Annotated in this window: 27 protein-coding genes; 18 read left to right on the plus strand and 9 right to left on the minus strand. The window is 58.0% G+C overall.

Features of this window, described 5'->3' with window-relative positions:
- Positions 1-7 precede the first annotated feature (7 nt).
- From atuD to ppnP, 5 genes are all read left to right on the plus strand, one after another.
- The gene (gene atuD / locus AACY50_RS12235) at positions 8-1,165 is read left to right on the plus strand and encodes a citronellyl-CoA dehydrogenase (protein ID WP_339538614.1); all 1,158 of its coding nucleotides are present in this window, start codon (positions 8-10) and stop codon (positions 1,163-1,165) included.
- Complete coding sequence (locus AACY50_RS12240) at positions 1,162-1,959, plus strand: enoyl-CoA hydratase/isomerase family protein (protein ID WP_339538615.1); 798 nt, start codon at positions 1,162-1,164, stop codon at positions 1,957-1,959. The genes atuD and AACY50_RS12240 overlap by 4 nt, the downstream gene beginning before the upstream one ends.
- A gap of 52 nt (positions 1,960-2,011) precedes the next feature.
- A complete protein-coding gene (locus AACY50_RS12245; RefSeq protein ID WP_339538616.1) occupies positions 2,012-3,973 on the plus strand; it encodes an acetyl/propionyl/methylcrotonyl-CoA carboxylase subunit alpha in 1,962 nt (653 codons plus the stop codon).
- Between the two features lie 70 nt (positions 3,974-4,043).
- A complete protein-coding gene (locus AACY50_RS12250; RefSeq protein ID WP_339431228.1) occupies positions 4,044-4,586 on the plus strand; it encodes an exonuclease domain-containing protein in 543 nt (180 codons plus the stop codon).
- Positions 4,587-4,657: 71 nt separating this feature from the next.
- Positions 4,658-4,942, plus strand: a complete 285-nt coding sequence (gene ppnP / locus AACY50_RS12255; protein ID WP_221729165.1) for a pyrimidine/purine nucleoside phosphorylase — start codon at positions 4,658-4,660, stop codon at positions 4,940-4,942.
- A 74-nt stretch (positions 4,943-5,016) separates the two neighbouring features.
- Here ppnP and AACY50_RS12260 read toward each other — a convergent pair whose 3' ends face one another.
- Both AACY50_RS12260 and AACY50_RS12265 read right to left on the minus strand, forming a co-directional pair.
- Entirely contained in the window at positions 5,017-5,823 is an 807-nt protein-coding gene (locus AACY50_RS12260) for an MOSC domain-containing protein (RefSeq protein ID WP_339495688.1), read from the minus strand.
- A gap of 91 nt (positions 5,824-5,914) precedes the next feature.
- Positions 5,915-6,850, minus strand: coding sequence for a chemotaxis protein CheV (locus AACY50_RS12265; RefSeq protein WP_339431226.1), 936 nt, complete (start codon positions 6,848-6,850; stop codon positions 5,915-5,917).
- A gap of 453 nt (positions 6,851-7,303) precedes the next feature.
- On the opposite strand from AACY50_RS12265, the gene AACY50_RS12270 reads away from it, so the two are divergent.
- The 3 genes from AACY50_RS12270 (at position 7,304) to AACY50_RS12280 (ending at position 9,799) form a co-directional block, all read left to right on the plus strand.
- Positions 7,304-7,774: a hypothetical protein gene (locus tag AACY50_RS12270; RefSeq protein ID WP_339431225.1), complete on the plus strand. Its 471-nt coding sequence runs from the start codon at positions 7,304-7,306 to the stop codon at positions 7,772-7,774.
- Positions 7,775-8,249: 475 nt separating this feature from the next.
- Positions 8,250-9,143: a sensor histidine kinase gene (locus tag AACY50_RS12275; RefSeq protein ID WP_339431275.1), complete on the plus strand. Its 894-nt coding sequence runs from the start codon at positions 8,250-8,252 to the stop codon at positions 9,141-9,143.
- Entirely contained in the window at positions 9,140-9,799 is a 660-nt protein-coding gene (locus AACY50_RS12280; protein WP_339431224.1) for a response regulator transcription factor, read from the plus strand. Before AACY50_RS12275 ends, AACY50_RS12280 begins: the two co-directional genes overlap by 4 nt.
- On the opposite strand, the gene yegS is transcribed toward AACY50_RS12280, so the two are convergent.
- Complete coding sequence (gene yegS / locus AACY50_RS12285; protein WP_339431223.1) at positions 9,783-10,700, minus strand: lipid kinase YegS; 918 nt, start codon at positions 10,698-10,700, stop codon at positions 9,783-9,785. The genes AACY50_RS12280 and yegS overlap by 17 nt on opposite strands.
- Positions 10,701-11,013: 313 nt before the next feature.
- Between yegS and AACY50_RS12290 the strand changes: the two genes are divergently transcribed.
- Complete coding sequence (locus AACY50_RS12290; RefSeq protein ID WP_339431274.1) at positions 11,014-11,322, plus strand: hypothetical protein; 309 nt, start codon at positions 11,014-11,016, stop codon at positions 11,320-11,322.
- Positions 11,323-11,383: 61 nt separating this feature from the next.
- Here the strand turns inward: AACY50_RS12290 and AACY50_RS12295 are convergent, their stop codons facing one another.
- Together AACY50_RS12295 and moaB are read right to left on the minus strand one after the other, a co-directional pair.
- Entirely contained in the window at positions 11,384-12,610 is a 1,227-nt protein-coding gene (locus AACY50_RS12295; protein WP_339464789.1) for a molybdopterin molybdotransferase MoeA, read from the minus strand.
- Positions 12,594-13,133: a molybdenum cofactor biosynthesis protein B gene (gene moaB / locus AACY50_RS12300; RefSeq protein ID WP_339431221.1), complete on the minus strand. Its 540-nt coding sequence runs from the start codon at positions 13,131-13,133 to the stop codon at positions 12,594-12,596. Before moaB ends, AACY50_RS12295 begins: the two co-directional genes overlap by 17 nt.
- Positions 13,134-13,214: 81 nt before the next feature.
- On the opposite strand from moaB, the gene mobA reads away from it, so the two are divergent.
- Positions 13,215-13,817 carry a molybdenum cofactor guanylyltransferase MobA gene (gene mobA, locus AACY50_RS12305; RefSeq protein ID WP_339431220.1) on the plus strand — a complete coding sequence of 201 codons (603 nt, stop codon included), beginning with the start codon at positions 13,215-13,217 and terminating at the stop codon, positions 13,815-13,817.
- Between the two features lie 78 nt (positions 13,818-13,895).
- Positions 13,896-14,117, plus strand: a complete 222-nt coding sequence (locus tag AACY50_RS12310) for a YgdI/YgdR family lipoprotein (RefSeq protein WP_339431219.1) — start codon at positions 13,896-13,898, stop codon at positions 14,115-14,117.
- An 81-nt stretch (positions 14,118-14,198) separates the two neighbouring features.
- Here the strand turns inward: AACY50_RS12310 and AACY50_RS12315 are convergent, their stop codons facing one another.
- From AACY50_RS12315 to AACY50_RS12325, 3 genes are all read right to left on the minus strand, one after another.
- Complete coding sequence (locus tag AACY50_RS12315) at positions 14,199-15,089, minus strand: pseudouridine synthase (protein ID WP_339431218.1); 891 nt, start codon at positions 15,087-15,089, stop codon at positions 14,199-14,201.
- Between the two features lie 71 nt (positions 15,090-15,160).
- On the minus strand, positions 15,161-15,478 hold the full coding sequence (locus AACY50_RS12320; protein ID WP_003226726.1) for a transcriptional regulator: 318 nt from the start codon (positions 15,476-15,478) through the stop codon (positions 15,161-15,163).
- 112 nt (positions 15,479-15,590) lie between these two features.
- The gene (locus AACY50_RS12325; protein WP_339431217.1) at positions 15,591-15,827 is read right to left on the minus strand and encodes a glutaredoxin family protein; all 237 of its coding nucleotides are present in this window, start codon (positions 15,825-15,827) and stop codon (positions 15,591-15,593) included.
- Between the two features lie 207 nt (positions 15,828-16,034).
- On the opposite strand from AACY50_RS12325, the gene AACY50_RS12330 reads away from it, so the two are divergent.
- Positions 16,035-17,747 carry a cation:proton antiporter gene (locus tag AACY50_RS12330; RefSeq protein ID WP_339431216.1) on the plus strand — a complete coding sequence of 571 codons (1,713 nt, stop codon included), beginning with the start codon at positions 16,035-16,037 and terminating at the stop codon, positions 17,745-17,747.
- Here the strand turns inward: AACY50_RS12330 and AACY50_RS12335 are convergent.
- Complete coding sequence (locus AACY50_RS12335) at positions 17,744-18,952, minus strand: ammonium transporter (RefSeq protein WP_339464793.1); 1,209 nt, start codon at positions 18,950-18,952, stop codon at positions 17,744-17,746. The two genes, AACY50_RS12330 and AACY50_RS12335, sit on opposite strands and share 4 nt — an antisense overlap.
- A 305-nt stretch (positions 18,953-19,257) precedes the next feature.
- Between AACY50_RS12335 and AACY50_RS12340 the strand changes: the two genes are divergently transcribed.
- From AACY50_RS12340 to AACY50_RS12365, 6 genes are all read left to right on the plus strand, one after another.
- A complete protein-coding gene (locus tag AACY50_RS12340; protein WP_339431214.1) occupies positions 19,258-19,572 on the plus strand; it encodes a DUF883 family protein in 315 nt (104 codons plus the stop codon).
- Between the two features lie 2 nt (positions 19,573-19,574).
- The gene (locus AACY50_RS12345; protein WP_339538617.1) at positions 19,575-19,961 is read left to right on the plus strand and encodes a phage holin family protein; all 387 of its coding nucleotides are present in this window, start codon (positions 19,575-19,577) and stop codon (positions 19,959-19,961) included.
- Positions 19,958-20,296: a hypothetical protein gene (locus AACY50_RS12350; protein WP_339431213.1), complete on the plus strand. Its 339-nt coding sequence runs from the start codon at positions 19,958-19,960 to the stop codon at positions 20,294-20,296. Before AACY50_RS12345 ends, AACY50_RS12350 begins: the two co-directional genes overlap by 4 nt.
- Positions 20,297-20,422: 126 nt before the next feature.
- On the plus strand, positions 20,423-21,586 hold the full coding sequence (locus tag AACY50_RS12355; RefSeq protein WP_339431212.1) for an EAL domain-containing protein: 1,164 nt from the start codon (positions 20,423-20,425) through the stop codon (positions 21,584-21,586).
- A gap of 70 nt (positions 21,587-21,656) precedes the next feature.
- Positions 21,657-22,985, plus strand: a complete 1,329-nt coding sequence (locus tag AACY50_RS12360) for a deoxyguanosinetriphosphate triphosphohydrolase (protein ID WP_339464796.1) — start codon at positions 21,657-21,659, stop codon at positions 22,983-22,985.
- Positions 22,986-23,369: 384 nt separating this feature from the next.
- On the plus strand, positions 23,370-23,996 hold the full coding sequence (locus AACY50_RS12365; protein WP_103304761.1) for a response regulator transcription factor: 627 nt from the start codon (positions 23,370-23,372) through the stop codon (positions 23,994-23,996).
- Positions 23,997-23,998 lie beyond the last annotated feature (2 nt).

Below are 23,998 nucleotides of genomic sequence, written 5' to 3' on the forward strand. Positions count from 1 at the left end.
AATAAAAATGATCTTCACCCCGGAACACGAAGCACTGCGCCGCACCGTCCGCCAATTCGTCGAGCACGAGATCAATCCACATGTCGACGAATGGGAAAAGGCCGGACGCTTTCCGATCCACGACATTTTCCGCAAGGCAGGCGATCTGGGCTTGCTGGGGATTTCCAAACCGGAAAAATTCGGCGGCATGGGCCTTGATTACAGCTATTCGATTGTCGCCGCCGAAGAGTTCGGCACCATTCACTGCGGTGGCATTCCGATGTCGATCGGCGTGCAGACCGACATGTGCACCCCGGCGCTGGCCCGCTTCGGCTCCGATGAACTGCGTGAAGCATTCCTGCGCCCGGCCATCAGCGGCGAGCAGGTCGGCTGTATCGGTGTCTCGGAAGTGGGCGCTGGCTCCGACGTCGCCGGGCTGAAAACCAACGCCCGCAAGGATGGCGACGACTACGTGATCAACGGCAGCAAAATGTGGATCACCAACTCACCAAGCGCTGATTTCATCTGTCTGCTGGCCAATACCTCCGACGACAAGCCGCACATCAACAAATCGCTGATCATGGTGCCGATGAACACACCCGGGATCAGTCTCAGTTCGCATCTGGACAAACTCGGCATGCGCAGCTCGGAAACCGCTCAGGTGTTTTTCGACAACGTGCGCATCCCGCAGCGCAACCGCATCGGCCATGAAGGCGCCGGCTTCATGATGCAGATGCTGCAGTTTCAGGAAGAACGTCTGTTCGGTGCGGCGAACATGCTCAAGGGCCTGGAATACTGCGTCGACAGCACCATCGAGTACTGCAAGGAGCGCAAAACCTTCGGCAACGCCCTGATCGACAATCAGGTCATCCACTTTCGCCTCGCCGAATTGCAGACCGAAATCGAATGCCTGCGGGCACTGGTCTATCAGGCCACCGAGCAATACATCAAAGGCCAGGACGTCACGCGCCTGGCCTCGATGGCCAAGCTCAAGGCCGGGCGTCTGGGTCGCGAAGTCAGCGACAGTTGCCTGCAATATTGGGGCGGCATGGGTTTCATGTGGGATAACCCGGTGGCCCGCGCTTACCGCGATGTGCGGCTGGTGTCGATTGGCGGCGGCGCCGACGAAATCATGCTGGGGATCATCTGCAAACTGATGGGCATCCTGCCGGGGAAAAAGAGATGAGCCCCCTGCCCGATTGCCAGACACTGCTATTGGAGCGGCACGGCGGCGTACTGCACGTCACCCTCAATCGCCCGCAAAGCCGCAATGCAATGAGCCTGCAGATGGTCGCCGAACTGCGCGCGGTGCTGGCGGCGGTTCGCGATGAGCGTGCCATTCGAGCCTTGGTGCTCAGTGGGGCCGGTGGACATTTTTGTGCAGGCGGCGACATCAAGGACATGGCCAACGCCCGCACTCAGGGTGCAGATGCCTACCGCCACTTGAACCGTGCGTTCGGGGCATTGCTGGAAGAAGCACAACACGCGCCGCAAGTGCTGATTTGCGTGCTGCAAGGCGCCGTGATGGGCGGCGGTTTCGGACTGGCGTGTGTCAGCGATATCGCGATTGCCGATCACCAAGCGCAATTCGGTTTGCCGGAAACCAGCCTGGGCCTGATCCCCTCGCAGATCGCACCGTTTGTATTGCAACGCATCGGCCTGACTGAAACCCGTCGACTGGCGCTGACAGCAGCACGTTTCGACGGCCATCAGGCACGCCGTTTGGGGCTGGTGCATTTTGTCGAGCAGGATGCGCAGGCCCTGGCCGAGCGCCTGGATGAGGTGCTGCAGCATGTCCTGTGTTGCGCGCCGGAGGCGAATGCTGCGACGAAGAAATTGCTGCTGGCCAGTGCCGGGCAACCGTCAAGTGAATTACTCGATGAAGCGGCGCAGTGGTTCAGCGAAGCGGTGACGAGTACTGAAGGCATCGAGGGCACCATGGCGTTCATGCAAAAACGCAAACCCGGGTGGGCCACCTAAAAGCTTCGCGAGCAGGCCAGCACATACACCGCAACTTTCGAGGGAACAGCCCATGCCCGCCATTCAGAAAATCCTGATCGCCAACCGCGGTGAAATCGCCTGCCGTATCCAGCGCACCGCACAGGCCCTGGGCTATCGCACCGTCGCGGTGTTCAGTGAAGCCGACGCCGATGCGCTGCACGTAAAAATGGCTGATCAAGCCGTGCCCATCGGCCCGGCGCCAGTGCAGCAGTCCTACCTGAACATCCCGGCCATTCTCGATGCCGCCCGCCGCAGCGGCGCCGATGCCGTCCACCCCGGCTATGGTTTTCTTTCGGAAAACGCCGCATTCGCCCGCGCCTGCGAACAGGCTGGTTTGACCTTCATCGGACCAAGTGCCGACGCCATCGAACTGATGGGCAGCAAACGTCTGTCGAAAATCGCCATGCTCGAAGCCGGCGTGCCGTGCATCGCCGGCTACCAAGGTGCAGAACAGGACGACAGCACATTGCTGCGCGAAGCCGAACGCATCGGCTATCCATTGATGATCAAAGCCAGCGCAGGCGGAGGCGGACGCGGCATGCGTCTGGTGCACAACGCGTCGCAATTGCCGGCGCAATTGCGTACCGCACGTTCGGAAGCGTTGAACGGATTCGGCAGTGACGAATTGATCCTCGAACAAGCGCTGATCGAACCGCGCCACGTTGAAGTGCAACTGTTCGGCGATCAGCACGGCAACCTTATCTACCTTGGCGAACGCGACTGCTCGATCCAGCGTCGTCATCAGAAAGTCATCGAAGAAGCACCCTGCCCGGTGATGACCGCCGAACTGCGCCAGGCCATGGGTGAGGCCGCGCTCAAGGCCGGACGTGCAGTGAACTACGTCGGCGCCGGTACCGTGGAGTTTCTGCTCGATGCCCGCGGGCAATTCTACTTCCTGGAAATGAACACGCGCCTGCAAGTGGAGCACCCGGTGACTGAGTTGGTTACCGGGCTGGACCTGGTCGCCTGGCAACTGTTGGTCGCCGAAGGACAGCCACTGCCGTTGACTCAGGATCAGGTGCAACTCAATGGCCATGCCATGGAAGTGCGGCTCTATGCCGAAGACCCGGCACAGGACTTTGTGCCGCAAACCGGGCGCATTGAAGCCTGGGAGCCAGCGCTTTTGCACGGCGCACGCATCGATCATGGCCTGCTCGAAGGTCAAACGATCAGCCCGTTCTACGACCCGATGCTCGGCAAACTGATTGCCCACGGTGCCACCCGCGAAGAGGCGCGGCGCAAACTGTTGCGTGCCGTGCAGGACACGGTGTTGCTGGGTGTGCAAAGCAATCAGCGTTTGCTGGTCAGCCTGCTGCAGCAGGCGCAATTTGTCAGGGGTGCGTTCAGCACGGCGTTCATTGCCCAGCACTTTTCGGATCACGAAAGCCTGCACAGCTATGTGCCCAGTGCCGAACAACTGGCAATCGCCGCGGTGCTGTTCTATCAGGCAGGCGCCCGCCTCCACCGCACGGCATTGGCGGGTTGGCGCAACAATGCCAATGTGCCGCTGCACTATCGCCTCGGGCTCGATTCGCAGGACTGGATGCTGCAACTACTCCCGCGCGGGCAAAACACCTTCCAGGTGCTAGTGGCGCAACAGACCCTGGAACTCAAAATCATCGACCACACGCCGCTGGCGTTGACGCTGGAGATCGACGGTTTGCGCCAGCGACACGCCTATCGGCTCAATGCTGAGCGACTCTGGCTGTTCACCCATCCCGGCAACCTGCACCTTGAGAATCGAACTCACGCGGTCATCGGCAGTCAGACCAGCGTCAACTCCGGCACGCTAAAAGCACCGATGGACGGCGCCATCGTCGACGTACTGGTCAGCGAAGGCAGCGCAGTCAGCAAAGGTCAGTTGCTGGTGGTGCTGGAGGCAATGAAAATGGAGCACCCGCTCAAGGCCGGCATTGACGGCGTGCTCAAGCGGGTGCAGGTCAAGGTCGGCGATCAGGTAAAAAATCGTCAGATCCTGTTGCAAGTGGAGTGAGTCGCCAGGCGCAAACGCAGGGTTTGACTACGCTCTGATGAATCAGGACGCGGAAATCAGGAACCCTGCGATGCCTCACTGGCTGGTCATAGATCTGGAAGCCACCACCGACGAGGGTGGCTGGCCGGTCACCGAAATGGAAATTATCGAGATCGGCGCCACGCTGGTTGATCGTACCGGACGCGAGCAGGATCACTTCCAGCGCTTCGTCAAACCGACGCGACGGCCCTTGCTGACGCCGTTCTGTCGCGAACTCACACACATCACTCAAGCCAATATCGACGCGGCGCTGCCGTTGACCGAGGTTTGGCCGGCCTTCGAACGCTGGCTCGGTCAGCATCAGACGCGCCTCGAAGGCTGGGTGAGCTGGGGCGATTACGACCGCAAACAACTACTTCAGGAATGGCAGCGGCTGCAATTCGACAGCGCCTTAAGCCGGGTGCCGCACATGAACCTCAAGCAACGCTTCGCCAAGGCCCGGCGCCTGGAGCGGCCGCTGGGCCTCAATGGTGCGCTGCAACTGGCCGGGATGCAGTTCAGTGGTCAGCAACACCGAGCGCTGGAGGATGCACGCAACACCGCGCGCCTGCTGCCGCTGGTTCTGCCGCTTTAGGGGCGTGACGGCGTTAAAAGCCTTGTGCATACTGGCCGCCTCACTTTTTAGCCCTTTTCGAGGAATCGCCCATGTTTAAAGTCAACGAGTACTTCGACGGCACCGTCAAGTCGATCGCCTTTGGCACCGCTGAAGGTCCGGCGACCATCGGCGTCATGGCCCCGGGCGAATACGAATTCGGCACCAGCCAGCGTGAAATCATGCACGTAGTGTCTGGCGCACTGACCGTCAAACTGCCGGACAGCAACAACTGGGAAACCTTCGCCGCCGGAAGCCAGTTCAACGTGCCGGCCAACAGCAAATTCCAGCTGAAAGTCGCGGTCGACACCGCTTACCTGTGCGAATACCGCGGCTAAACCCAGCGGGTTCATGCGCGATAAAAAAAAATGCCCGTGTCCAAGGACACGGGCATTTTTCGTTCTGGCATCGATTACTCGAGAATTTCTACCGCCATCCCGACTTCCAGACGACCATTGCCGTCGTTGACCAGATTCTGACCGAACATCGCACCGTCGGCCTGGGCACGGGTTTTCTGCAGGGTCGCCAGCGGTTCACGATCAGCGCTGCGCTCGCCGGTCTGCGGATCAATCGTGGTCAGAATGCAACGCGAGCATGACTTGACCACGCGCAATTCGACATCGCCGATACGGATACGCTTCCAGCTGTCTTCGGCGTACGCCTCGCTGCCTTCGATCACCAGATTCGGCCGGAAACGCAGCATTTCCAACGGCCGCCCGACCTGTTTCGACAGGTGTTGCAACGAGGCTTCACCGATCAGCAACAGTGGAAAACCATCGGCGAAGGCGACTTGGTCGTCGTCCTTGCCAAAACCGGCCTGAGTCGTGCGTGCCCGGTCCAGCGGTACTTGCACCAGACGGGTCGGTTTACCGATGAATTCGCTGACCCAATTTGCCGCTTCGTCACCGGCATCCGGCACACGCAACGTGTCGCGCCAGATGGTCACGCCACGTAACTGCGCATCGCTGGCAGGCAAGGTGATGTCGATTGAAGCATACTCAGGCGCGCTCAAGGTGAGACCACCCTGAGCATTCCAAAGCGCGGACAGCTGGCTCATTTTCGCTTCGGCGCGTTGGGTCAGGAAACGGCCGCTGGCTTCGTCGACCAACATCCAGCGTCGATCGCCCTCCAGTCCCAGCTTGTCCAGGCTGATCCCTTGCAGAACCTCGGCCTTGCCGGATTTCAACGGGTAACGATAAAGCGCGCTCAGACGCAGCATGGCCAACTCCCTTGTGGGCAAAAACGCCACCCTATACGAGCTTCACCCGCGAATCAAAGGCTGACGAGAGGTCAGCCTTCGAACAGATCCATCACGCTGGCACTTCGTCGAGCATCAGACGCTGGCGTACCACGTCGACCAGCTTGTCCGGCTGGAACTTGGAGAGGAAATTGTCGCAGCCAACCTTCTTCACCATCGATTCGTTGAAACTGCCGGACAACGAGGTGTGCAACACCACATACAGACCACGCAGACGTGGATCGTTACGAATTTCGGTGGTCAGGCGATAGCCGTCCATCTCCGGCATTTCCGCATCGGTGAATACCATCAGCAGTTTGTCCGTCATGTTCACGCCGGTATCCGCCCAAGCCTTGAGCATGTTCAGTGCCTTCAGACCATCGCTGGCAATGTGCATTTTCACGCCGAGCTGGCCGAGGGTGTCACGCAATTGCGAGAGCGCCACGTTGGAGTCGTCCACCAACAGGACTTCGCGATCACGGGCGCGTTCCAGCACCGGATCGTCGAGTTTGTCACGCGAGACCTTGGCGTTGTACGGGACGATCTCGGCAAGCACTTTCTCGACATCGATGATTTCCACCAGTTGATCGTCGACTTTGCTGATCGCCGTCAGATAGTGTTGACGGCCAGCACTGGTCGGCGGCGGCAAAATGGCTTCCCAGTTCATGTTGACGATGCGATCCACACCACCAACGAGGAATGCCTGCACCGAACGGTTGTACTCGGTAACGATGATGGTGCTGTTCGGACCAGGTACCAGTGGACGCATACCGATTGCTTGCGACAGGTCGATCACCGGCAACGTCTGCCCACGCAGGTTGACCACGCCGCAGACGAACGGGTGACGCTGAGGCATCAGGGTCAGCTTTGGCAGTTGCAGCACTTCCTGAACCTTGAACACGTTGATCGCGAACAATTGGCGCCCGGCCAGCCGGAACATGAGAATTTCCAGGCGATTCTCACCCACCAGTTGCGTGCGTTGGTCTACCGTGTCGAGAATGCCGGCCATCAATGACTCCTGGGCTTGTTCTGATGAATTCACTAAAAGGGGTTATCGGCGGTCTATGACGAATCTTGATTCCCGCAAAATTCACCATCAAAATGCCATAACGCACCATTGATGTCACATTAACATCATGCTTTACTGGCGCCGTGATTTTCATCTGCTACATTCTTTGCGGCGCGACCTCGGTTTGCACTGTAGGTTCCCGCGCCTAAGGGATTCCCCTAGTAACAATCAGGATCAACCTGATATTCGCAATATCCAATAGCCATTAATGTGACGCCATTCTCATTGCATGAACGGAGTCAGGCTATTGTGTGCGATCGCAGTTCAGTGGCAACAACCCCTCTGGAACCTCTCAGTCTGTGCACCTGCACGTCTGGGCGCGATCTCCCGACGATTCATGATCGTCGTCACACACGGCACTCCCTCACCAGACATGACGTTGTGGAGATAAGCATGCCGATCGACCGTAAAGAGTGGGCGCAACGCTTCCCCGAATTTCTGGTCGAGGCCGAAACACTCCTGGCCAAGTCCGAAGAATGCCTCAGCCATCTACAACTGATCAGCAACGACAAGGACGCCATCGACTGCATGCTCAGCACGCTGCTCAAGCTTGCAAGCAGGGCTGAGGCCCTGGCGCTTGAGGCTATTTCCGAGTTCTCACGGCACATTTACGACTTGCTCAACCCGGTGCAGGACCACGTCGACCTGCACGAACAGGCCCTGGTTGCCTTGAAAGATTGCTTCACGCTGATGGCCTGGCAACTTGAACTGGTCGATCAGAGCACCGGACAACTGAGCCTCGATAAAAGTGAACAGGCCTCGCTGATCGATGCCTTCGCCTTTCAAGTCGGTCAAACTCGGTTTCAGCCAGCCCCCACCGCCAAACGTTTGCCCCTCCTGGCCTTTTCGGAGCGACAGGCCTGATCCGGCGCACGCCATGACTGAAGAGGCCGCCAAATGTCGTGATTGAATAGTTCATGCCTGTCAGCGACAAATCGAATTAAATCATCACACCTGACAGCCATGGATATTTCCGGCTGGGCTCAGGGTTTACCTGTGTGTTGAAACTCAACTTCAGGCACGCAGATATCTATTGAACACAATAGATTGACTTTTCCCATTATGGCAATTGTGCCCGACACCACACATATTCCTGACTTCTCGGACATATATAGCAAGCGCGACCAACGGTATCTTAAGTGGTATTATGCCGCCCATTAGTTGCTCTCAAGTTAATGGCACAGTGACTCCACCTATAGGCACTCCAGCGAAGTTGGCAGCCAAACACGATCACTGAACCGCGTTGAAATCAATAACATAATTGACAGCATTTTCAGACAGAGACCCGCCAGCCACCGGCCGGTCTACCCGCAGCGAACATCCATTGGCTCCATCCGTTATGTACGCCAGTCTCAAGTCAATCACCACATGGCCACCCTCTCGGGAAAACGCCCGCCGGTTCACACTCATCCTTTGTGTCGCGGCCACACTTGGCAGCCTGTTGACCTATGGCTTTTCCGCACACATTGGCCTCGGACTGTTGTTGCTTGAGGTCGCGGCTACCACCTGTGTCTGGGTGCAATATCGGCTGTCACGCAAATCAATCAAATTCCAGCCGCAGGAGCTCGCCGACCGCCTGCTCGAAGTCCAGGAAAACGAGCGCCACCGCCTTAGCCGCGAGCTGCACGATGATATCGGCCAATTGCTGACCGCCGCCAAGCTGCAGAGCGACTGGCTCAAACGGCGGATGCCGGAAGACTTGCAGGACCAATGCACCGCACTGTGCGAAACCCTTGAGGAAACGCTCAACAAGGTGCGCGATGTTTCGGCCATTCTCAATCCTCGCCAATTGACCAGCCTTGGCCTTGAAGCCAGCCTGAGAGCACATCTGCTCAAGACATTGACTCATACAAGCGTGCACTGGAGCCTCGATTGCCAGCAGCGCCTTAACGGCATCCCGGAAGAAATGGCGGTCGCCGCCTTTCGCATCACCCAGGAGGCGGTGACCAATATCCTGCGTCACGCGCAGGCGAAAAATCTGGTGATACGCGTGCAACGCCTGCCAAAGGGCCTGACGTTGCTGATCAGCGATGACGGACGGGGATTTGCCCCTGCCGCCAATCCAGGTCGTGAAGGACAGCGAGGCATGGCCGGGATGGCCGAACGGATCGAGCAATTGGGTGGCACCCTGAACGTTATCAGTGAGCCCGGCAAAGGCACTCGAATCGAAGCACTTTTCCCCTGGGCCCCCCGTGCACTCGAACGGGCCAGTACGAATAAGGTTATGCGTTGACTTGCAACTTACTTCTGGTGGATGACCACTCGCTGATCAGGGCCGGCGTGCGCGCTCTGGTGCTGGATATTCCCGGTTACGCGGTGATTGGCGAGGCCAATGACGGCTCGCAATTGCTCGAAATGGTCGAGCAACTGAGTCCCGATATCGTGCTGCTGGATATTTCCATGAAAGAAACCGGCGGGCTGGAAGCTTTGCAACGGTTAAAGCGCGTGCGTGCGCAGAGCAAAGTGCTGATCCTGTCGATGCACACCGACCCTGCGCTGATCATGCAGGCACTGGAGTCCGGTGCCCACGGCTACCTGCTCAAGGACACCACAGCCACCGAACTCGAGCACGCCCTGGAAGCCTTGCGCAACAACGAGCGTTACTTGAGTCCGGCCATCGCCCACACCGTGATCAACCAGGCGCTGACCCGCAATCAGAAGCAGCAACCGGAAACCGCCGACTCGCACAACCTGACTGCCCGACAGCTGGAAATCCTGCGTTTGATCGTACGCGGCAAATCCACCCGGGAAATCGCCAATGGCCTGGGTTTGAGCATCAAGACTGTAGAGACCCACCGTTCGCAGATCATGAAACGCCTGCAAATCTACGATGTGGCGGGCCTTGTACTGTTCGCCGTGCGCGAACAGATCATCAGTCTGGACGACTGACTGATGGCTTGATGGTCAATAGCGGCGAACTCCTCGGCAGGTGAACCTGCAACGCCGCTGGCCGCGCCTCGAACCGCATGCTGCTGCCTTCCAGCGGCTCACCATCAAGATTGATGTACAGCCCTTCAGCGACCTTGATTTCGACCCAAGGCAATCGGGTTCTGACAAACATGTTGTCGATACCGAAACCATCGCTGAGCAGCGACTTCAAGGTGCCGGCCAACTCCTGTGGTGCGGGCAAGATGCTGATATCAAGCAAACCGTCATCGGCAAGCGCCTGCGGACACAATACATGCCCGCCACCCGCCTGACGCCCGTTGCCGATCCCCAATGCCAGCAACTCGCCGCTCCAATGGAAATCCGGCCCTTGCAGCTCACCATAAGCAGCATGCAGCTCACTGAACCGCGACAAACCGGTGAACAGATAGGCTGCACCACCCAATACTTTTTTCAGCTCTTCTGAAGTATTGGCCGTAACCTGACTGCCGAAACCGCCGGTAGCCATATTCAGGAAGACCTGCCCGCCCACTTCCCCCAGATCAATGTCACACGGCGGTACATCAAGAAGTTCAAGCGCATTGGCCGGCTCCAGCGGGATCCCTGCTGCGCGGGAAAAGTCGTTGGCAGTTCCCAAAGGCAATAGCACCAGACTGGCTTTGCCTGGATGCGCCGCAAGGGTTTCGGCGATATCGCGCAACGTGCCGTCTCCGCCGCCAGCAATAATTTTCGTGTACCCGTCCGCCAACGCTTGCTCGACCCATCGCTGGGCATCCCCCGCTTCCCAGGTCAGGCGTACCGCCAACTCCCAGCCTTGCTTGCGCTTGTTCTCTACCGCGGTGCGAACGGCCTCGTTGAGTGCCTGCTTGCCATGCAGAACCAACAGCGCCCGGCGTTCACTCATAGCGTCACTCCCTGAATTGAATCGATTGAAACATGTTGACCGCCGTGTCGCGCAAAAAAGCCACAGCAATGACAATTAATTCAATTGCCGGCCGAAGCGTCCTACACAGCGGTACTTTTTCTTACGAAACATGCGGAATCGGCTCAATTGACCACACAGAACAGTTGGGTCACCGTGTGCCGGCGGTATCAATCATCAATCCGACAACACAAGGATGTGCATGTAATGAGTGGAAACTCCCCAAGGTTTTTTAATAGCTCGAAAGATGAAAAAGGTCGCTGGCGTACATTTGAAACAGCAAGTGGATATGTCCATGTCAAGCCATGAAGCCAGAATGCCAGTGAGTCCGGTTGCCCCTCTCGCCGAATGTCGCGCGAGTCACAAGTCCGATTTCAAAAGCAGCACCAAGACCACTGGAGAAACAGATATGGAACCTCGTGTGACCGAGTTGGAAACCCACCTCAAATACATTCGACGGGACATGGACGAAGTCCGAAGTGACGTCAGAACGATCAAACACCGTCTCGCCTACTCGGCGGGCGCAACAGCCGTAGTGCTGAGTCTGTTGGGTTGGGTGGCCAATAGCCGATTCGACCAGCTTGTTGCACTGATCAGCCATTGACCGAACGAAACATTGCAGGCGTCGACAGGATCAGTCGACGCCTGCATTTGCGAAGCAGGGTTCAGCCCAGGAGATCACTCAGCGGAATGAAGACGACCTCGTCTCCTTCGAGCAGAGTGCCCCCCTCCAATACTTCAACCAATCCGTCTGCCCACGCGGCGCTGCGCAACACACCTGAGCTCTGGTTACTGTAGATAGTCGCCCTCCCCTGTTCAAGACGCCCCCGCAAGTATTCACGCCGATTGCCGGCAACAGGCCAGACAAAGCCTGCTGGCACCTTGAACTTCAGGGGGCCGACATCCCGCACGCCTTGGCGCCTCATCAGGTAAGGCCGAGCCAGCAGCGCGAAAGTCACCAACGTCGAAGCCGGGTTACCGGGCAACCCGATAACGGGCACATTGCGGAAATGGCCAAATGTCAGCGGCTTTCCGGGCTTGATTGCCAGCTTCCAAAGGCCCAGTTCGCCCTCTTCTCGCAAAGCGACACCCAGAAAATCAGCCTCTCCCACCGAAACGCCTCCGGTGGAAAGAATCAGATCAACATCCTGCAACTCACCCAAGCGAGCGCGGGTGGCAGCCAGATCATCCGGAAGAATGCCTGCGTCGATCACTTCACAGCCCAGACGCTGTAACCAACTGCACAGCAGCACCCGATTACTGTTGTAGATCTGCCCTGGCCCCAGCGGTTGACCCGGCTCGACCAATTCGTCGCCAGTGGAAATCACCGCCACCCGAACCTTGCGCACAACCGTCAGACCGGCGCAGCCCAGCGAAGCAGCCAAACCTTGCTCAATCGGGCCAAGCCGGGTTCCGGCCGACAGGATCAACTCACCGACCGTTGTTTCCTGGCCTTGTGGGCGAATGTTCTGGCCGATCTTCATCGGTTCGATGAAGCGTACGGTTCCATCAGTCTGAACGTCAGCGTTTTCCTGCATTTCTACGCAATCAGCCCCAGACGGTACCGGCGCTCCCGTAAAGATGCGCGCACAGGTACCGGGTTTCAGAGCTTCGGGAGACTGCCCGGCAAACACCTTTTGACTGACTGGCAGAGGTTCGCCGGTCCAGTCGGCCAGGTTCAGGGCATATCCATCCATGGCGCTATTGGGCCAAGGTGGCAGATCGAGGAGCGAAATCAAATCTTCGGCCAGCACCCGACCTTCGACCAGCGCCAGTGGCAAATACTCATGCTCGACGATTGGCGAGGCTTCGGCCATATCCAGCAAACGCGCCAGCGCTTCCTCGACCGGCATCAGCGAGCCCGTCTTGCCCGGCTTACCCACGGGACTCACAAGGCATCGCCTTTTTCAGATGAGGCACGAAATTGCACGGGCGGTGGCGAGCGTCCAATTGCTCGCCAAGAATGCCATCCCAGCCCGTGCGCACGGCGTTGGTCGAACCCGGCAAGCAGCAAACCAGTGTGCCATTCGCCAGGCCGGCCAGCGCACGGGACTGCACGGTAGAGGTGCCGATATCGGCCACCGATATCTGCCGGAACAACTCGCCAAACCCATCCACTTGCTTGTCGAGCAAGCACGCCACGGCTTCTGGCGTGCTGTCACGCCCCGTGAAACCGGTGCCACCGGTGATCAGCACAACCTGCACGACATCATCGGCGATCCAGTGGGCGACTTGCGCTCGAATTTTGTAGAGGTCATCTTTAAGCAAGACACGCTCGGCCAGAACGTGGCCAGCTGCAGTCAAGCGGTCCACGAAGACCTGACCGGAGGTGTCGGTTTCCAGGGTTCGGGTATCGCTGACAGTCAGAACCGCAATATTGAGCGGCACGAAAGGTACATCAGCCTTGGCTTTCATAGGCTCGTCCAGTTGTAGGGGAAACAGCCCGGTGTTATATCACAGCGCCCCCTTTTTTTGCCGCCCCTCTGGAGAGCAGCCATGACCTTGAAGACGCAACTGCCGCCCTGCTCCATTCTCCTTCTGGCAGGCGGACGCGGCCAGCGCATGGGCGGTCAGGACAAAGGTCTGGTGGAGTGGAGGGGCGACCCGCTGATCGCACATTTGCAGCGCAAGACTCGCCCACTGACTGACGACCTGATCATCTCCTGCAATCGCAATCGCGAGCGTTATGCGCTGTTCGCCGATCAATTGGTGATCGATGACGAGAGCGACTTTCCAGGACCATTGGCGGGCATTCGTGCGGGCCTGAAAGCCGCGCGCCATCCTCACCTGCTGGTATTGCCATGTGATGTTCCGAGTATCGACGCAGCGCTGCTGCACGACATGCGCGAAACCGCCAACCGGCATCCTGACAAACCTTTAATGTTGCGCCACGGCAAGCACTGGGAACCTTTGCTCTGCGTGATTCCGGCCGCCCTTTTACCGGCCTTCGAAGACGCCTGGAACGCCGGTGAACGCAGCCCCGGCCGAGTGATGCGCAGCTTGGGCGCCAATGCCCTGCAATGCCCCGACAACGACCCGCGACTGGCTAACCTGAACACCCCCGACCTGTTAAATTCACACAACACCGTGTCAGACTGACATTATCGAAGGAACTCTGACGTCTTGCGTACGTCTCAAGCTCAGTAACCAAAAGAATTCCCATTCGGAGACACACTAATGACTCAACGGACCCTCGCCACTTTCATGCTCGCACTGGGCCTCGCTACCCTCGCCGGTTGCTCCTCGCCTACAGTGATCACCTTGAATGACGGTCGCGAAATCCAGGCCGTCGACACCCCGCAATACGACGAAGATTCAGGTTTCTACGAGTTCAAACAGCTGGACGGTAAAGAAACTCGCATCAACAAGGATCAGGTTCGTACCGTTAAAGAGCTTTAAGCTCTACGTCGACAACGGATACAGAAAAGCCCGCATTTTCATGCGGGCTTTTTCATGGACACTCAAAAAGTGCGCACGGCGTCACCATTGCAGGGTGATACGACTCTCGAACTCGCGCTCCTCACCTGTTACCGGGTCGATAAAACGAAGTCCTTGCGCCAAGAGTTTCAGCGGATTGGCATAGTCGTCCTCAACGTCTTTCAGCGCATCCGGGTAAAACGGATCGTTGCAGATACTTGCCCCCAGCGCGGTCATGTGGACACGCAGTTGATGCTTCTTGCCGGTCACTGGATACAGGCCGTAGCGCCAGAGATTGCCATTCTTCTCCCGAACCTCGACAGCCGTTTCAGTGTTACTGACTCCCGGCCCCTCCTGCATGCGGAAAAACGGTTCCCCCTCGATCAGGCGGCTCTTATGCACCAACGGGAAGCTCAGTTCGGGCAAGGCAGGGGCAATGGCTTCGTAGCGTTTGTCGATCTGCCGCGTCGGAAATAGCGACTGATACGCCGAGCGGGTTTGTGGATTGGCAGAAAAAATCACCAGCCCCGCCGTATGCCGGTCGATACGGTGCAATGGCACCAGATGGGGATTATCCAGACGCCGGATCAGCCGGCGCAGCAAGGTCTGCTCGACATACTCGCCGGCCGGCGTGACAGGCAGGAAGTGAGGTTTGTCAGCCACCACCAAGTGCTCATCGGCATAGAGAATCGACTCGACCACCGGGATCGGCTTTTCGTCCGGCACCTCGCGAAAGTAGTGAATCCGCAAGCCTTCCTTGTAGGGCAGGTCCACCGCTATTGGCTGCCCCTGACCATCGAGTACCCGCCCCCGGGCGATTCGGTCCAGCCATTGCTCGCGACCAATGGCACTGAAGTGCTCGCACAGACAATCGAGTACGGTCGGCCACTTACCGGGTGGCAGATAAAGCGTGCTGGCCTGATTTTGCGCAGCAGAGAATGTTGATGTGGACATACGAAAATTCGGACCCTCAATGCAGGCTGGCATTATCCCGCAATGAGAGAAGCGAACCTAGCGCAGAATCCTCAGGCGGGAATCGACTTGAGTGCCGCCGCCTCGGTGAACTCCTTGAGCCAGCGCAACACATCGACAGCCTCCCAGCGACCCGGGTCATACAAGGCATAGAGCAAACCCTGATAGCCAACCACATCCAATTGCTTGTGGTAACCGGCGCGCTGAAACAGGGCTTCGATCTCGGCAAAACACGTGTTGAAATGCAATTTGTTGAATGGCGTCTTGCCTTCCGTGACCAGTCCGTCAAGGCGCAATTCGAGAACGGCCTCGCGCACCACGTCAACCGACATCCGGTTCACGCTGTTCTTCAACTGTTCGACATTGACCACAGTTCGTCCCTCTGACCCAATTACTGTATGCCCATACAGTAACCGAATAAACCGTGAAGTGCCAAGGGATGGATTCGCATCGGCGACCAGCGGGATAATCCGGTAAAGCTCCTCAACCAAGGAACGCCGCGACCTCATCGGCACTGAACGGCCAGCCCAGTTCCGCACCGGTGTCGACTCGGCGCAGCACCGGAATCCGCAGGCTATAGGCCTCAAACCAGCGCTCGTCCTCAGCGATATCCACCAGTTCGACAAGCAGGCCGTGCTCGACAAAAGGCATCAATTGGGCTTCAGCGACTTCACACAAATGACACCCCAGGGTGCCGAACAACTGACATTCAGGAGGCATGGTTGCTCAACCAAAATTTAATGAATTTATTCTAGGCCTCCCCTGGAAACCCGTCGAGCCACCACCGCCCAAAGGCTTCAGCGCCTCTTTGGCGTTTCCCTCGCAAAACCCTGACTCATATCAGTTCACGCAATAACCAATTACGCGATGCTTCCGCTCTTTTTGCCTCTACGCTTGAGAAGCCAGAGCCTGACATCGGAGTGCCTAGTGTTTGCCAACCTGCTGATCATCCTCGCCTCGTCCCTCGTGGTGATTGCCCTGTTCCGTCGTCTGCGGCTACCGCCGGTGCTGGGTTACCTGTGCGTGGGGCTGCTGGTCGGGCCGAGCGCATTCGACTGGGTCAACGAGAGTGAACACCTGCCAGACGTGGCCGAACTGGGCGTCGTGTTTCTGCTGTTTTCGCTGGGCCTGGAGTTTTCCCTGTCGAAGATGATCGCGTTGCGCCAGGTGGTGTTTCGCCTGGGCAGCCAGCAGGTGCTTATCAGCGCAGCGCTGCTGGGGCTGCTGCTGATGCTGCTGGGCATGCCGATGACTCCAGCGCTGTTGCTCGGCGCCGGACTGTCATTGTCGTCCACGGCGATCGTGACCAAAGAGCTGGGCAGCCTCGGCGAGGTATTCAGCAGTCATGGCCAGAATGCCATTGGCGTTTTACTGTTTCAGGATGTTGTCGCCGTTTTGCTGCTGACGCTGGTGCCGGTGTTCGCCGGCAGCAGCGATCAAGCATGGTATTGGGCATTGCCGCTGACCCTGGCGAAAACCGGGGTGCTGTTTGTCGGCCTGCTGTTCGCCAGTCGCTGGTTGTTGCCTCGGCTGTTCCATGAAGTGGCTGCTTCACGCTCGGCAGAGTTGTTTGTGCTGTTGGCGCTGGTAATTGTGCTACTGACTGCATGGCTGACTCACCTGCTGGGTCTGTCCCCTGCACTTGGCGCCTTCCTCGCCGGCATGCTGCTGGGTGAAAGCCACTACCGGCATCAGATCGAGGCTGATATCCGGCCCTTTCGCGACATTCTGCTCGGGGTATTTTTCGTCAGCATCGGCATGCTGATCGATCTGCAATTGTTCGTCAGCCACAGCCTGTTGATTCTCGGCCTCACACTCGGATTGATGGTCATCAAGGGCATCGTTGTGGCGCTTCTGGTGAAGTGGCGCGGCAGTGACAGTGAAACCGCCTGGCGCAGCGGTCTGGCCCTGGCACAGGGCGGCGAATTCTGTTTCGCGCTGATGGCGCAGATGCAACAAAACAGCATGATGCCCGACGAATTGGGGGCGCTGCTGCTCGCGGCAACCTTCTGCTCGATGCTACTGACACCATTGTTGCTGCGGGCCGCTCCACGCATCGCTGCGGCCCTGCATCGCAAACCCAACCAGGAAGCACAGATCGAGGAGATCAGCGCGCTCAACGCCGAACTCGACAAGCATGTGGTTATTTGTGGATACGGCCGCGTCGGCCAATCGATCGGCCGCTTCATGTGCAATGCGAAGCAACCCTACATTGCTCTGGATAACGACCCGGTGCGGGTACAGGAAGCCGCATCCGGAGAAAGTGACGTGCATTATGGCGATTGCTCACGCGCAGATCTCCTGACTGCCGTCGGCCTGCTTCGCGCAAGGCTGCTGGTGATTGCGGTGGATCAGAGCGATGTCGCCCTGCGCATCCTCAAGGAAGCCCGCCGGCTCAACGCACATGTACCGATTCTGGTGCGCACCCGCGACGACAGTCAATGGGCCGAATTGAAAGCCGCCGGCGCCACCGAAGTGGTGCCGGAACTGTTGGAATCGAGCCTGATGCTGGCCTCGCACGCCTTGATCATGCTCGGTTTGCCGGCGCATCAGGTACAGGAAAAAGTCGATCTGGTACGCATTGATCGCTATCGCCTGCTGCACGGTTTTTACCCCGGTGCCGACCATGAGGAGACTTAGTCCTGACTCACCGCGCCGATCTTGTGCAATGACAGGTCGGCGCCGTAATACTCTTGTTCCTGACTCAGGCGCAGCCCATGCAACGCCTTGATCACACCGTACACGGCGAAACCACCGATCAGCGCCACCGCAACGCCGAGCGCCGAGCCAATCAATTGGCTGATCAGACTCACGCCACCGAGACCGCCGAGCGCTGTCTGGCCGAAAATCCCGCAGGCAATCCCACCCCAGACGCCGCACAAACCGTGCAATGGCCACACTCCCAACACATCGTCGATGCGCCATTTGACCTGCGCAGCGGTAAAGCACCAGACAAACAGTGCACCGGCAATGGCCCCGGTTATCAGCGCACCGACCGGATGCATCAGATCAGAGCCTGCGCAGATCGCCACCAACCCGGCCAACGGGCCGTTATGCAGAAAACCCGGGTCATTGCGTCCGACGATCAATGCCGTCATGGTGCCACCGACCATCGCCATCAACGAATTGACAGCCACCAGACCACTGACCCCTTGCAGCGTTTGCGCGCTCATCACGTTAAAGCCGAACCAGCCAACAATCAGGATCCACGAGCCCAAGGCCAGAAACGGGATGCTCGATGGCGCGAAGGCCACCAGACGTCCTTCGCGATAACGCCCATTACGCGGGCCGAGCAGCAACACCGCCGCCATTGCCAGCCAGCCGCCCATGGCATGTACCACCACAGAACCGGCAAAGTCATGGAACGCCGCACCGAACCGCGCCGTCAGCCAGGCTTGCAGGCCATAGTTGCCGTTCCAGACCATGCCCTCGAAAAACGGATAGATGAACGCCACGATCAGCGCCGTAGCGCACAATTGCGGAACAAAGCGTGCTCGCTCGGCAATGCCGCCGGAAATGATTGCCGGGATCGCCGCCGCAAAAGTCAGCAGGAAGAAAAACTTCACCAGCCCATAACCATGATCGGCGCTCAACACCGCCGCCGGTTGCATGAAGGTCACGCCGTAGGAAATCCAATAACCTATAAAGAAATAGGCCAGGGTCGAGACGGCGAAATCGCTGAGAATTTTCGACAATGCGTTGACCTGGTTTTTCTGGCGGACCGTACCGACCTCCAGAAAAGCGAAACCGGCGTGCATTGCCAGCACCATCACCGCACCGATCAGAATGAACAACGTATTGGAGCTGTGAACCAGCGTGTCCACAGCGCTTTGCAGATTTTCCATAAAGAGGCAGACCTGAGGGCTTAAAAAGGCACCAAAGCAGTTCGTGCGGGCATTTCATGCACCAAGTTGCGACCAAACTGTCATGTACCCCAGGGGCCGATGAACCACTTTGGCGCACGAGGTCGATGTCCTGACACGAACATGGATTGTTTGAGTTAAGGTTTTCCTGATTGCGTGCCCAGCAACCGCGCACGACAGCCGGGCGACGCACCACGACACAGCAAAAGTTGTACCAGTCATTTGTACTGAACCTTCGCGCAAGGCTCATACTCGAACGATTCAGACGCCACCTACGGAGATCCACCATGGCTAGCATCAAGGCAAAGACTGCTCAAGAAATCCTGATCAACGACTTCCAGACATTAGTCGCCGACACCGAACGTTTGCTCGAGCACACCGCCAGTCTGGCAGGCGATCAGGCCGATGAACTGCGTGATCAGATCCACGACAGTCTGCTGCGTGCAAGGGAAACCCTGAAACTGACCGAAGACACTCTGCGTGATCGTGGTCAGGCCGCTGTCACTGCCACCGAAGATTACGTGTCGGCCAACCCTTGGCAGTCCGTTGGTATCGCGGCAGGCGTCGGCTTCCTGATCGGCCTGCTGGCCACTCGGCGCTGATCATGTCGATCGGTGAATCCGGCCCGACTGCGGGCACCGCCTCCTCCACGCGGCGTTTGGGCGCTGCCGTCCTTGGCTTGTTGCACAGTCATGTCGAGCTGTTCGGCATCGAATTGCAAGAGCAGAAAGCACGCACCGTCAGCCTGTTGCTCTTTGCAGGCCTAGCGTTGGTGTTTGCCCTGCTGTTGCTGGTCGGTTTATCGACATTGGTGTTGATTGTGTTCTGGGACACCTACCGTCTCCCGGCGATCATCGGCCTGTGCGTGTTCTACACCCTGGCGGCGACCTTCTGTGGGTTGCGCCTCAAGGCTGCGATCTTCGATGAATCCTCGCCCTTCCACGGCACGCTCGAAGAGCTGGCCAATGACCGGGAGCGCCTGCTGCCATGAGCCTGCATGAACTTCCACAGAACAGCTCACGCCGGGAAATGCGCAAAGCGCTTATCCGCCTTCGCATGGAAATGCACCGGCAGGAAATCCGCCATGAAGCGGGTCAGGTGATGCAGCCCCTGCAGCGGATGCGCGGCATGACACAAAACCTGCAGGGTGGCTTGGGCATCAAGCACGCGCCGCTGTGGGGCGTGGCGGCTGTCACACTGCTGGGCTTTATTACCGGCAAAGGCGCGAAAAGCGGCGGCGTCGGGGGGCTGACCCGATTGATTCGTCTGGGCACCAGCCTTGGGCCGCTGATCAAACTGGTCATGCAGGGTTCTGGCAAACGCTGAACGAACGCATCTGGCTACATTCTTGCAATAGCCGCGAGATGAACCTCCTGTATCCGGAGGTTCAATCCTCTCGCGCCTACCCGGTCGACGGGGTTCAGCCAGAACAAGAACGACTAAGGAGGCCCCGTGATCGACGGGCAACCGCTCGCCTGCTTTCAGCCTTTCATCGACACGGCCACCGGACGCATAGCAGGCGTCGAAGCGTTAGGACGCCTGCGTCAGGCTGACGGTCAACTGACCTCGGTCGGGCCATTGTTCGCCGACAGCCGCACGCCTGCCATCGCACTGCGCCGCCTTGATCGGCAGATTCGTGACAACGCCCTGAGTCGCTTGCATGAAGCTCCGGCTGACTGGTTTCTCAGCCTGAACATGTCGCCGCGCTGGATCAGTCGACTGCGCTCCGATCAAGCGCTACCCAGCCTTAAACAACTGACACGACATGATGTTGATCCGCAACGTATCGTGTTCGAAATCACCGAATTGGGGGGCAATGGTGAGCGCCTTGCCGAAGTGGTCGCGCGTTATCGCCAGGCCGGTGCGCGGATTGCCATCGATGACTTTGGCGCCGGTTATTCGCAACTTGATCGAGTACTGGCGTTGCAACCGGATATCCTCAAACTCGACATGCGTTTATTTCAGGCCGCCGCCCTAGGCGGCCCGAGCAGTGATGTGGTGAAAGCGCTTGCACAAATGGCCGAGAAAACCGGCTGCTGGATCATCGCCGAAGGTGTCGAGACCGAAGCCCAACTGAATTTCGCCCTTGAGTGCGGTTCCCGTTACGTGCAGGGTTTTCTGTTCGCCCGGGCCCAGGAAGCCTTCTATCCGACAGACGCTTTTGTGCAGCGTTTTGCCGAGCTACGCCAGCGGTACGTTCATCAGAAACTCGCCGAACGCGCACGGTTGATGCAGATGCGCAAGCAACTCAGTGAATTGATGGCAATCCTGCAACACTGGGCTCAGGCTCACGCGCCACTCAGTGCATTGCCACAACTGGAAGCCTTCCCATGGCTGCTGCGGTTTTATCAATGCGACCGTCATGGCACGCAACTGACCCCCAATCTGGAATGGCGCAACAACGGCTGGGTCGCTGATAACCGGTATCTGGGGCACAACTGGTCATGGCGCCCGTACTTCTACCATTTACTCGCCGAAGGCTGGGAGGAGCGGCGCCTGACCCTCTCCAACACCTACCGCGACGCTACCAGCAACCAGTATTGCCTGACGGCCGGACAGTTTTTCGACAACGGCGAACGGTTACTGTTGATCGACATCGATGCGGCGGGGCTGTAGTTCCGCTTGCAGGTGCCGCCGTGAACCGGGAAGCTAGGGCAATTCAGTCACCAGACGGAGAGAATCAGCCTTGGATTGGCACACCCTGCTCAACCGCGAACGCCTCGGAAAGCCCCTGCACAGCCCGCAAGAGCTCGGCCGCAGCCCTTTCCATAAAGACCATGACCGCATCATTTTCTCCGGCGCCTTCCGCCGCCTGGGTCGCAAGACCCAAGTGCATCCGGTGTCGAGCAACGATCACATCCACACGCGCCTGACCCATTCACTGGAAGTCAGTTGCGTCGGCCGCTCGTTGGGCATGCGCGTCGGAGAAACCCTGCGCAATGCCCTTCCCGATTGGTGTGATCCCGCCGACCTGGGGATGGTCGTGCAATCGGCTTGTCTGGCTCACGACATCGGCAACCCGCCATTCGGCCATTCAGGTGAAGATGCCATTCGCCACTGGTTTCAACAGGCGGCCGGGCGTGGCTGGCTTGATGGCATGAGTGAAGCCGAACGCGCCGATTTCCTCAATTTCGAAGGCAATGCCCAGGGTTTCCGGGTGCTCACGCAGCTTGAGTACCATCAGTTCGACGGCGGCACCCGCCTGACCTACGCCACGCTTGGCACGTATCTGAAATACCCGTGGACAGCCCGTCACGCTGACTCCCTGGGATACAAAAAACACAAATTCGGTTGCTATCAGAGCGAGTTGCCGCTGCTCGAACAGATCGCTCAAAAGCTCGGACTGCCGCAACTGGAAGACCAGCGCTGGGCGCGCCATCCGTTGGTGTACCTGATGGAAGCCGCCGACGACATCTGCTATGCCCTGATCGACCTCGAGGACGGTCTTGAGATGGAGTTGCTGGAATACGCCGAAGTCGAATCGCTGCTGCTCGGACTGGTGGGTGATGATCTGCCGGAAACCTATCGTCAGCTTGGCCCGCAGGATTCGCGTCGACGCAAACTGGCAATCCTGCGTGGCAAGGCCATCGAGCATTTGACCAACGCGGCGGCGCGGGCCTTTGTCGAGCAACAGGACGCACTGCTCGCCGGCACGTTGCACGGCGATCTGGTCGAGCACATGCACGGCCCGACCAAGCGCTGTGTATTGAACGCCAAGGACATTGCCCGCAAGAAGATCTTTCAGGACAAACGCAAAACCCTGCACGAAATCGGCGCCTACACGACGCTGGAGATTCTGCTCAACTCGTTCTGCGGCGCCGCACTGGAACAACACAACGGGCGCACACCGTCGTTCAAGAGTCGACGTATTCTCGATTTGCTGGGCAATAACGCACCGGATCCGCAAGGTTCGTTGCACACGTCATTTTTACGCATGATCGATTTCATTGCCGGCATGACCGACAGCTACGCCAGCGACATGGCGCTGGAAATGACCGGTCGCTCCAGTCGCTGATTCAGCCTCATTCGGTCGGCATTTAGCCGACCGAATGTCGGGCAATCACTTTCTCTGCTCAATCCCTTATGACACGGGCACACTCAGCAGTTTTATGGCGCGACGTAACGGCAAAACAAACAAAAACAAACAAGCGACGAACCAGCACACTTAAACACCTATAAAAAACCATTAACAACCAACACTTGTAAAACATTCAAGCCGAACTATAAGCCACTGCATTCCCTGTACATCCTTACGCCAAACCTAGTTCGACCGTAGTACCTTTCCTCATTAATTGTAGGAATAATCCGATATCGCGACTGAAGCCAAGTCAGTTCATGCGAGCCTTCATCTATCTGGGCTAAGGTGCGCGCTTTATTGGTGCTTGTATGGGATTTGATTATGAACTCCGTTTTTATTGTCGACGATCACCCGGTCATCCGTCTCGCCGTTCGCATGCTGCTGGAACATGAAGGTTATAAGGTCGTCGGAGAGACCGACAATGGGGTCGATGCCATGCAGATGGTGCGCGAGTGCATGCCGGACCTGATCATTCTCGACATCAGCATCCCAAAACTCGACGGTCTGGAGGTACTGGCGCGATTCAACGCCATGAGTTCGCCGTTGAAAACCCTGGTACTGACCGCGCAATGCCCGACTTTATTCGGAATTCGCTGCATGCAATCCGGTGCGTCGGGCTATGTATGTAAACAGGAAGACCTAAGCGAATTGGTCAGTGCTATAAAGGCGGTACTTTCCGGTTACAACTATTTCCCCAGCCAAGCGTTGAATCCGGTTCGCAGCGACGATATTCGTTATACAGAACTGGAACTCTTCAAGTCCGTCAACGATCGCGAGTTGATGGTATTGCAACTGTTTGCCCAAGGGCGCACCAACAAGGAAATAGCCAAAGGCATGTTTCTCAGCAATAAAACCGTCAGCACCTACAAAAAACGCCTTATGCAGAAACTCAAAGCCAAATCCCTTGTAGAGCTTATCGAGATGGCCAAACGTAACGCACTCGTGTGAGA

It is taken from the genome of Pseudomonas sp. RA_15y_Pfl2_54, assembly GCF_963971015.1.
Classification (GTDB): domain Bacteria; phylum Pseudomonadota; class Gammaproteobacteria; order Pseudomonadales; family Pseudomonadaceae; genus Aquipseudomonas; species Aquipseudomonas baetica_A.

Bases quoted from the DNA above. Each gene is read 5' to 3' on its own strand.
- atuD (WP_339538614.1), top strand. From the start codon at position 8: ATGATCTTCACCCCGGAACACGAAGCACTGCGCCGCACCGTCCGCCAA.
- AACY50_RS12240 (WP_339538615.1), top strand. From the start codon at position 1,162: ATGAGCCCCCTGCCCGATTGCCAGACACTGCTATTGGAGCGGCACGGC.
- AACY50_RS12245 (WP_339538616.1), top strand. From the start codon at position 2,012: ATGCCCGCCATTCAGAAAATCCTGATCGCCAACCGCGGTGAAATCGCC.
- AACY50_RS12250 (WP_339431228.1), top strand. From the start codon at position 4,044: ATGCCTCACTGGCTGGTCATAGATCTGGAAGCCACCACCGACGAGGGT.
- ppnP (WP_221729165.1), top strand. From the start codon at position 4,658: ATGTTTAAAGTCAACGAGTACTTCGACGGCACCGTCAAGTCGATCGCC.
- AACY50_RS12260 (WP_339495688.1), bottom strand. From the start codon at position 5,823: ATGCTGCGTCTGAGCGCGCTTTATCGTTACCCGTTGAAATCCGGCAAG.
- AACY50_RS12265 (WP_339431226.1), bottom strand. From the start codon at position 6,850: ATGGCCGGCATTCTCGACACGGTAGACCAACGCACGCAACTGGTGGGT.
- AACY50_RS12270 (WP_339431225.1), top strand. From the start codon at position 7,304: ATGCCGATCGACCGTAAAGAGTGGGCGCAACGCTTCCCCGAATTTCTG.
- AACY50_RS12275 (WP_339431275.1), top strand. From the start codon at position 8,250: ATGTACGCCAGTCTCAAGTCAATCACCACATGGCCACCCTCTCGGGAA.
- yegS (WP_339431223.1), bottom strand. From the start codon at position 10,700: ATGAGTGAACGCCGGGCGCTGTTGGTTCTGCATGGCAAGCAGGCACTC.
- AACY50_RS12290 (WP_339431274.1), top strand. From the start codon at position 11,014: ATGTCAAGCCATGAAGCCAGAATGCCAGTGAGTCCGGTTGCCCCTCTC.
- moaB (WP_339431221.1), bottom strand. From the start codon at position 13,133: ATGAAAGCCAAGGCTGATGTACCTTTCGTGCCGCTCAATATTGCGGTT.
- mobA (WP_339431220.1), top strand. From the start codon at position 13,215: ATGACCTTGAAGACGCAACTGCCGCCCTGCTCCATTCTCCTTCTGGCA.
- AACY50_RS12310 (WP_339431219.1), top strand. From the start codon at position 13,896: ATGACTCAACGGACCCTCGCCACTTTCATGCTCGCACTGGGCCTCGCT.
- AACY50_RS12315 (WP_339431218.1), bottom strand. From the start codon at position 15,089: ATGTCCACATCAACATTCTCTGCTGCGCAAAATCAGGCCAGCACGCTT.
- AACY50_RS12325 (WP_339431217.1), bottom strand. From the start codon at position 15,827: ATGCCTCCTGAATGTCAGTTGTTCGGCACCCTGGGGTGTCATTTGTGT.
- AACY50_RS12335 (WP_339464793.1), bottom strand. From the start codon at position 18,952: ATGGAAAATCTGCAAAGCGCTGTGGACACGCTGGTTCACAGCTCCAAT.
- AACY50_RS12340 (WP_339431214.1), top strand. From the start codon at position 19,258: ATGGCTAGCATCAAGGCAAAGACTGCTCAAGAAATCCTGATCAACGAC.
- AACY50_RS12345 (WP_339538617.1), top strand. From the start codon at position 19,575: ATGTCGATCGGTGAATCCGGCCCGACTGCGGGCACCGCCTCCTCCACG.
- AACY50_RS12350 (WP_339431213.1), top strand. From the start codon at position 19,958: ATGAGCCTGCATGAACTTCCACAGAACAGCTCACGCCGGGAAATGCGC.
- AACY50_RS12365 (WP_103304761.1), top strand. From the start codon at position 23,370: ATGAACTCCGTTTTTATTGTCGACGATCACCCGGTCATCCGTCTCGCC.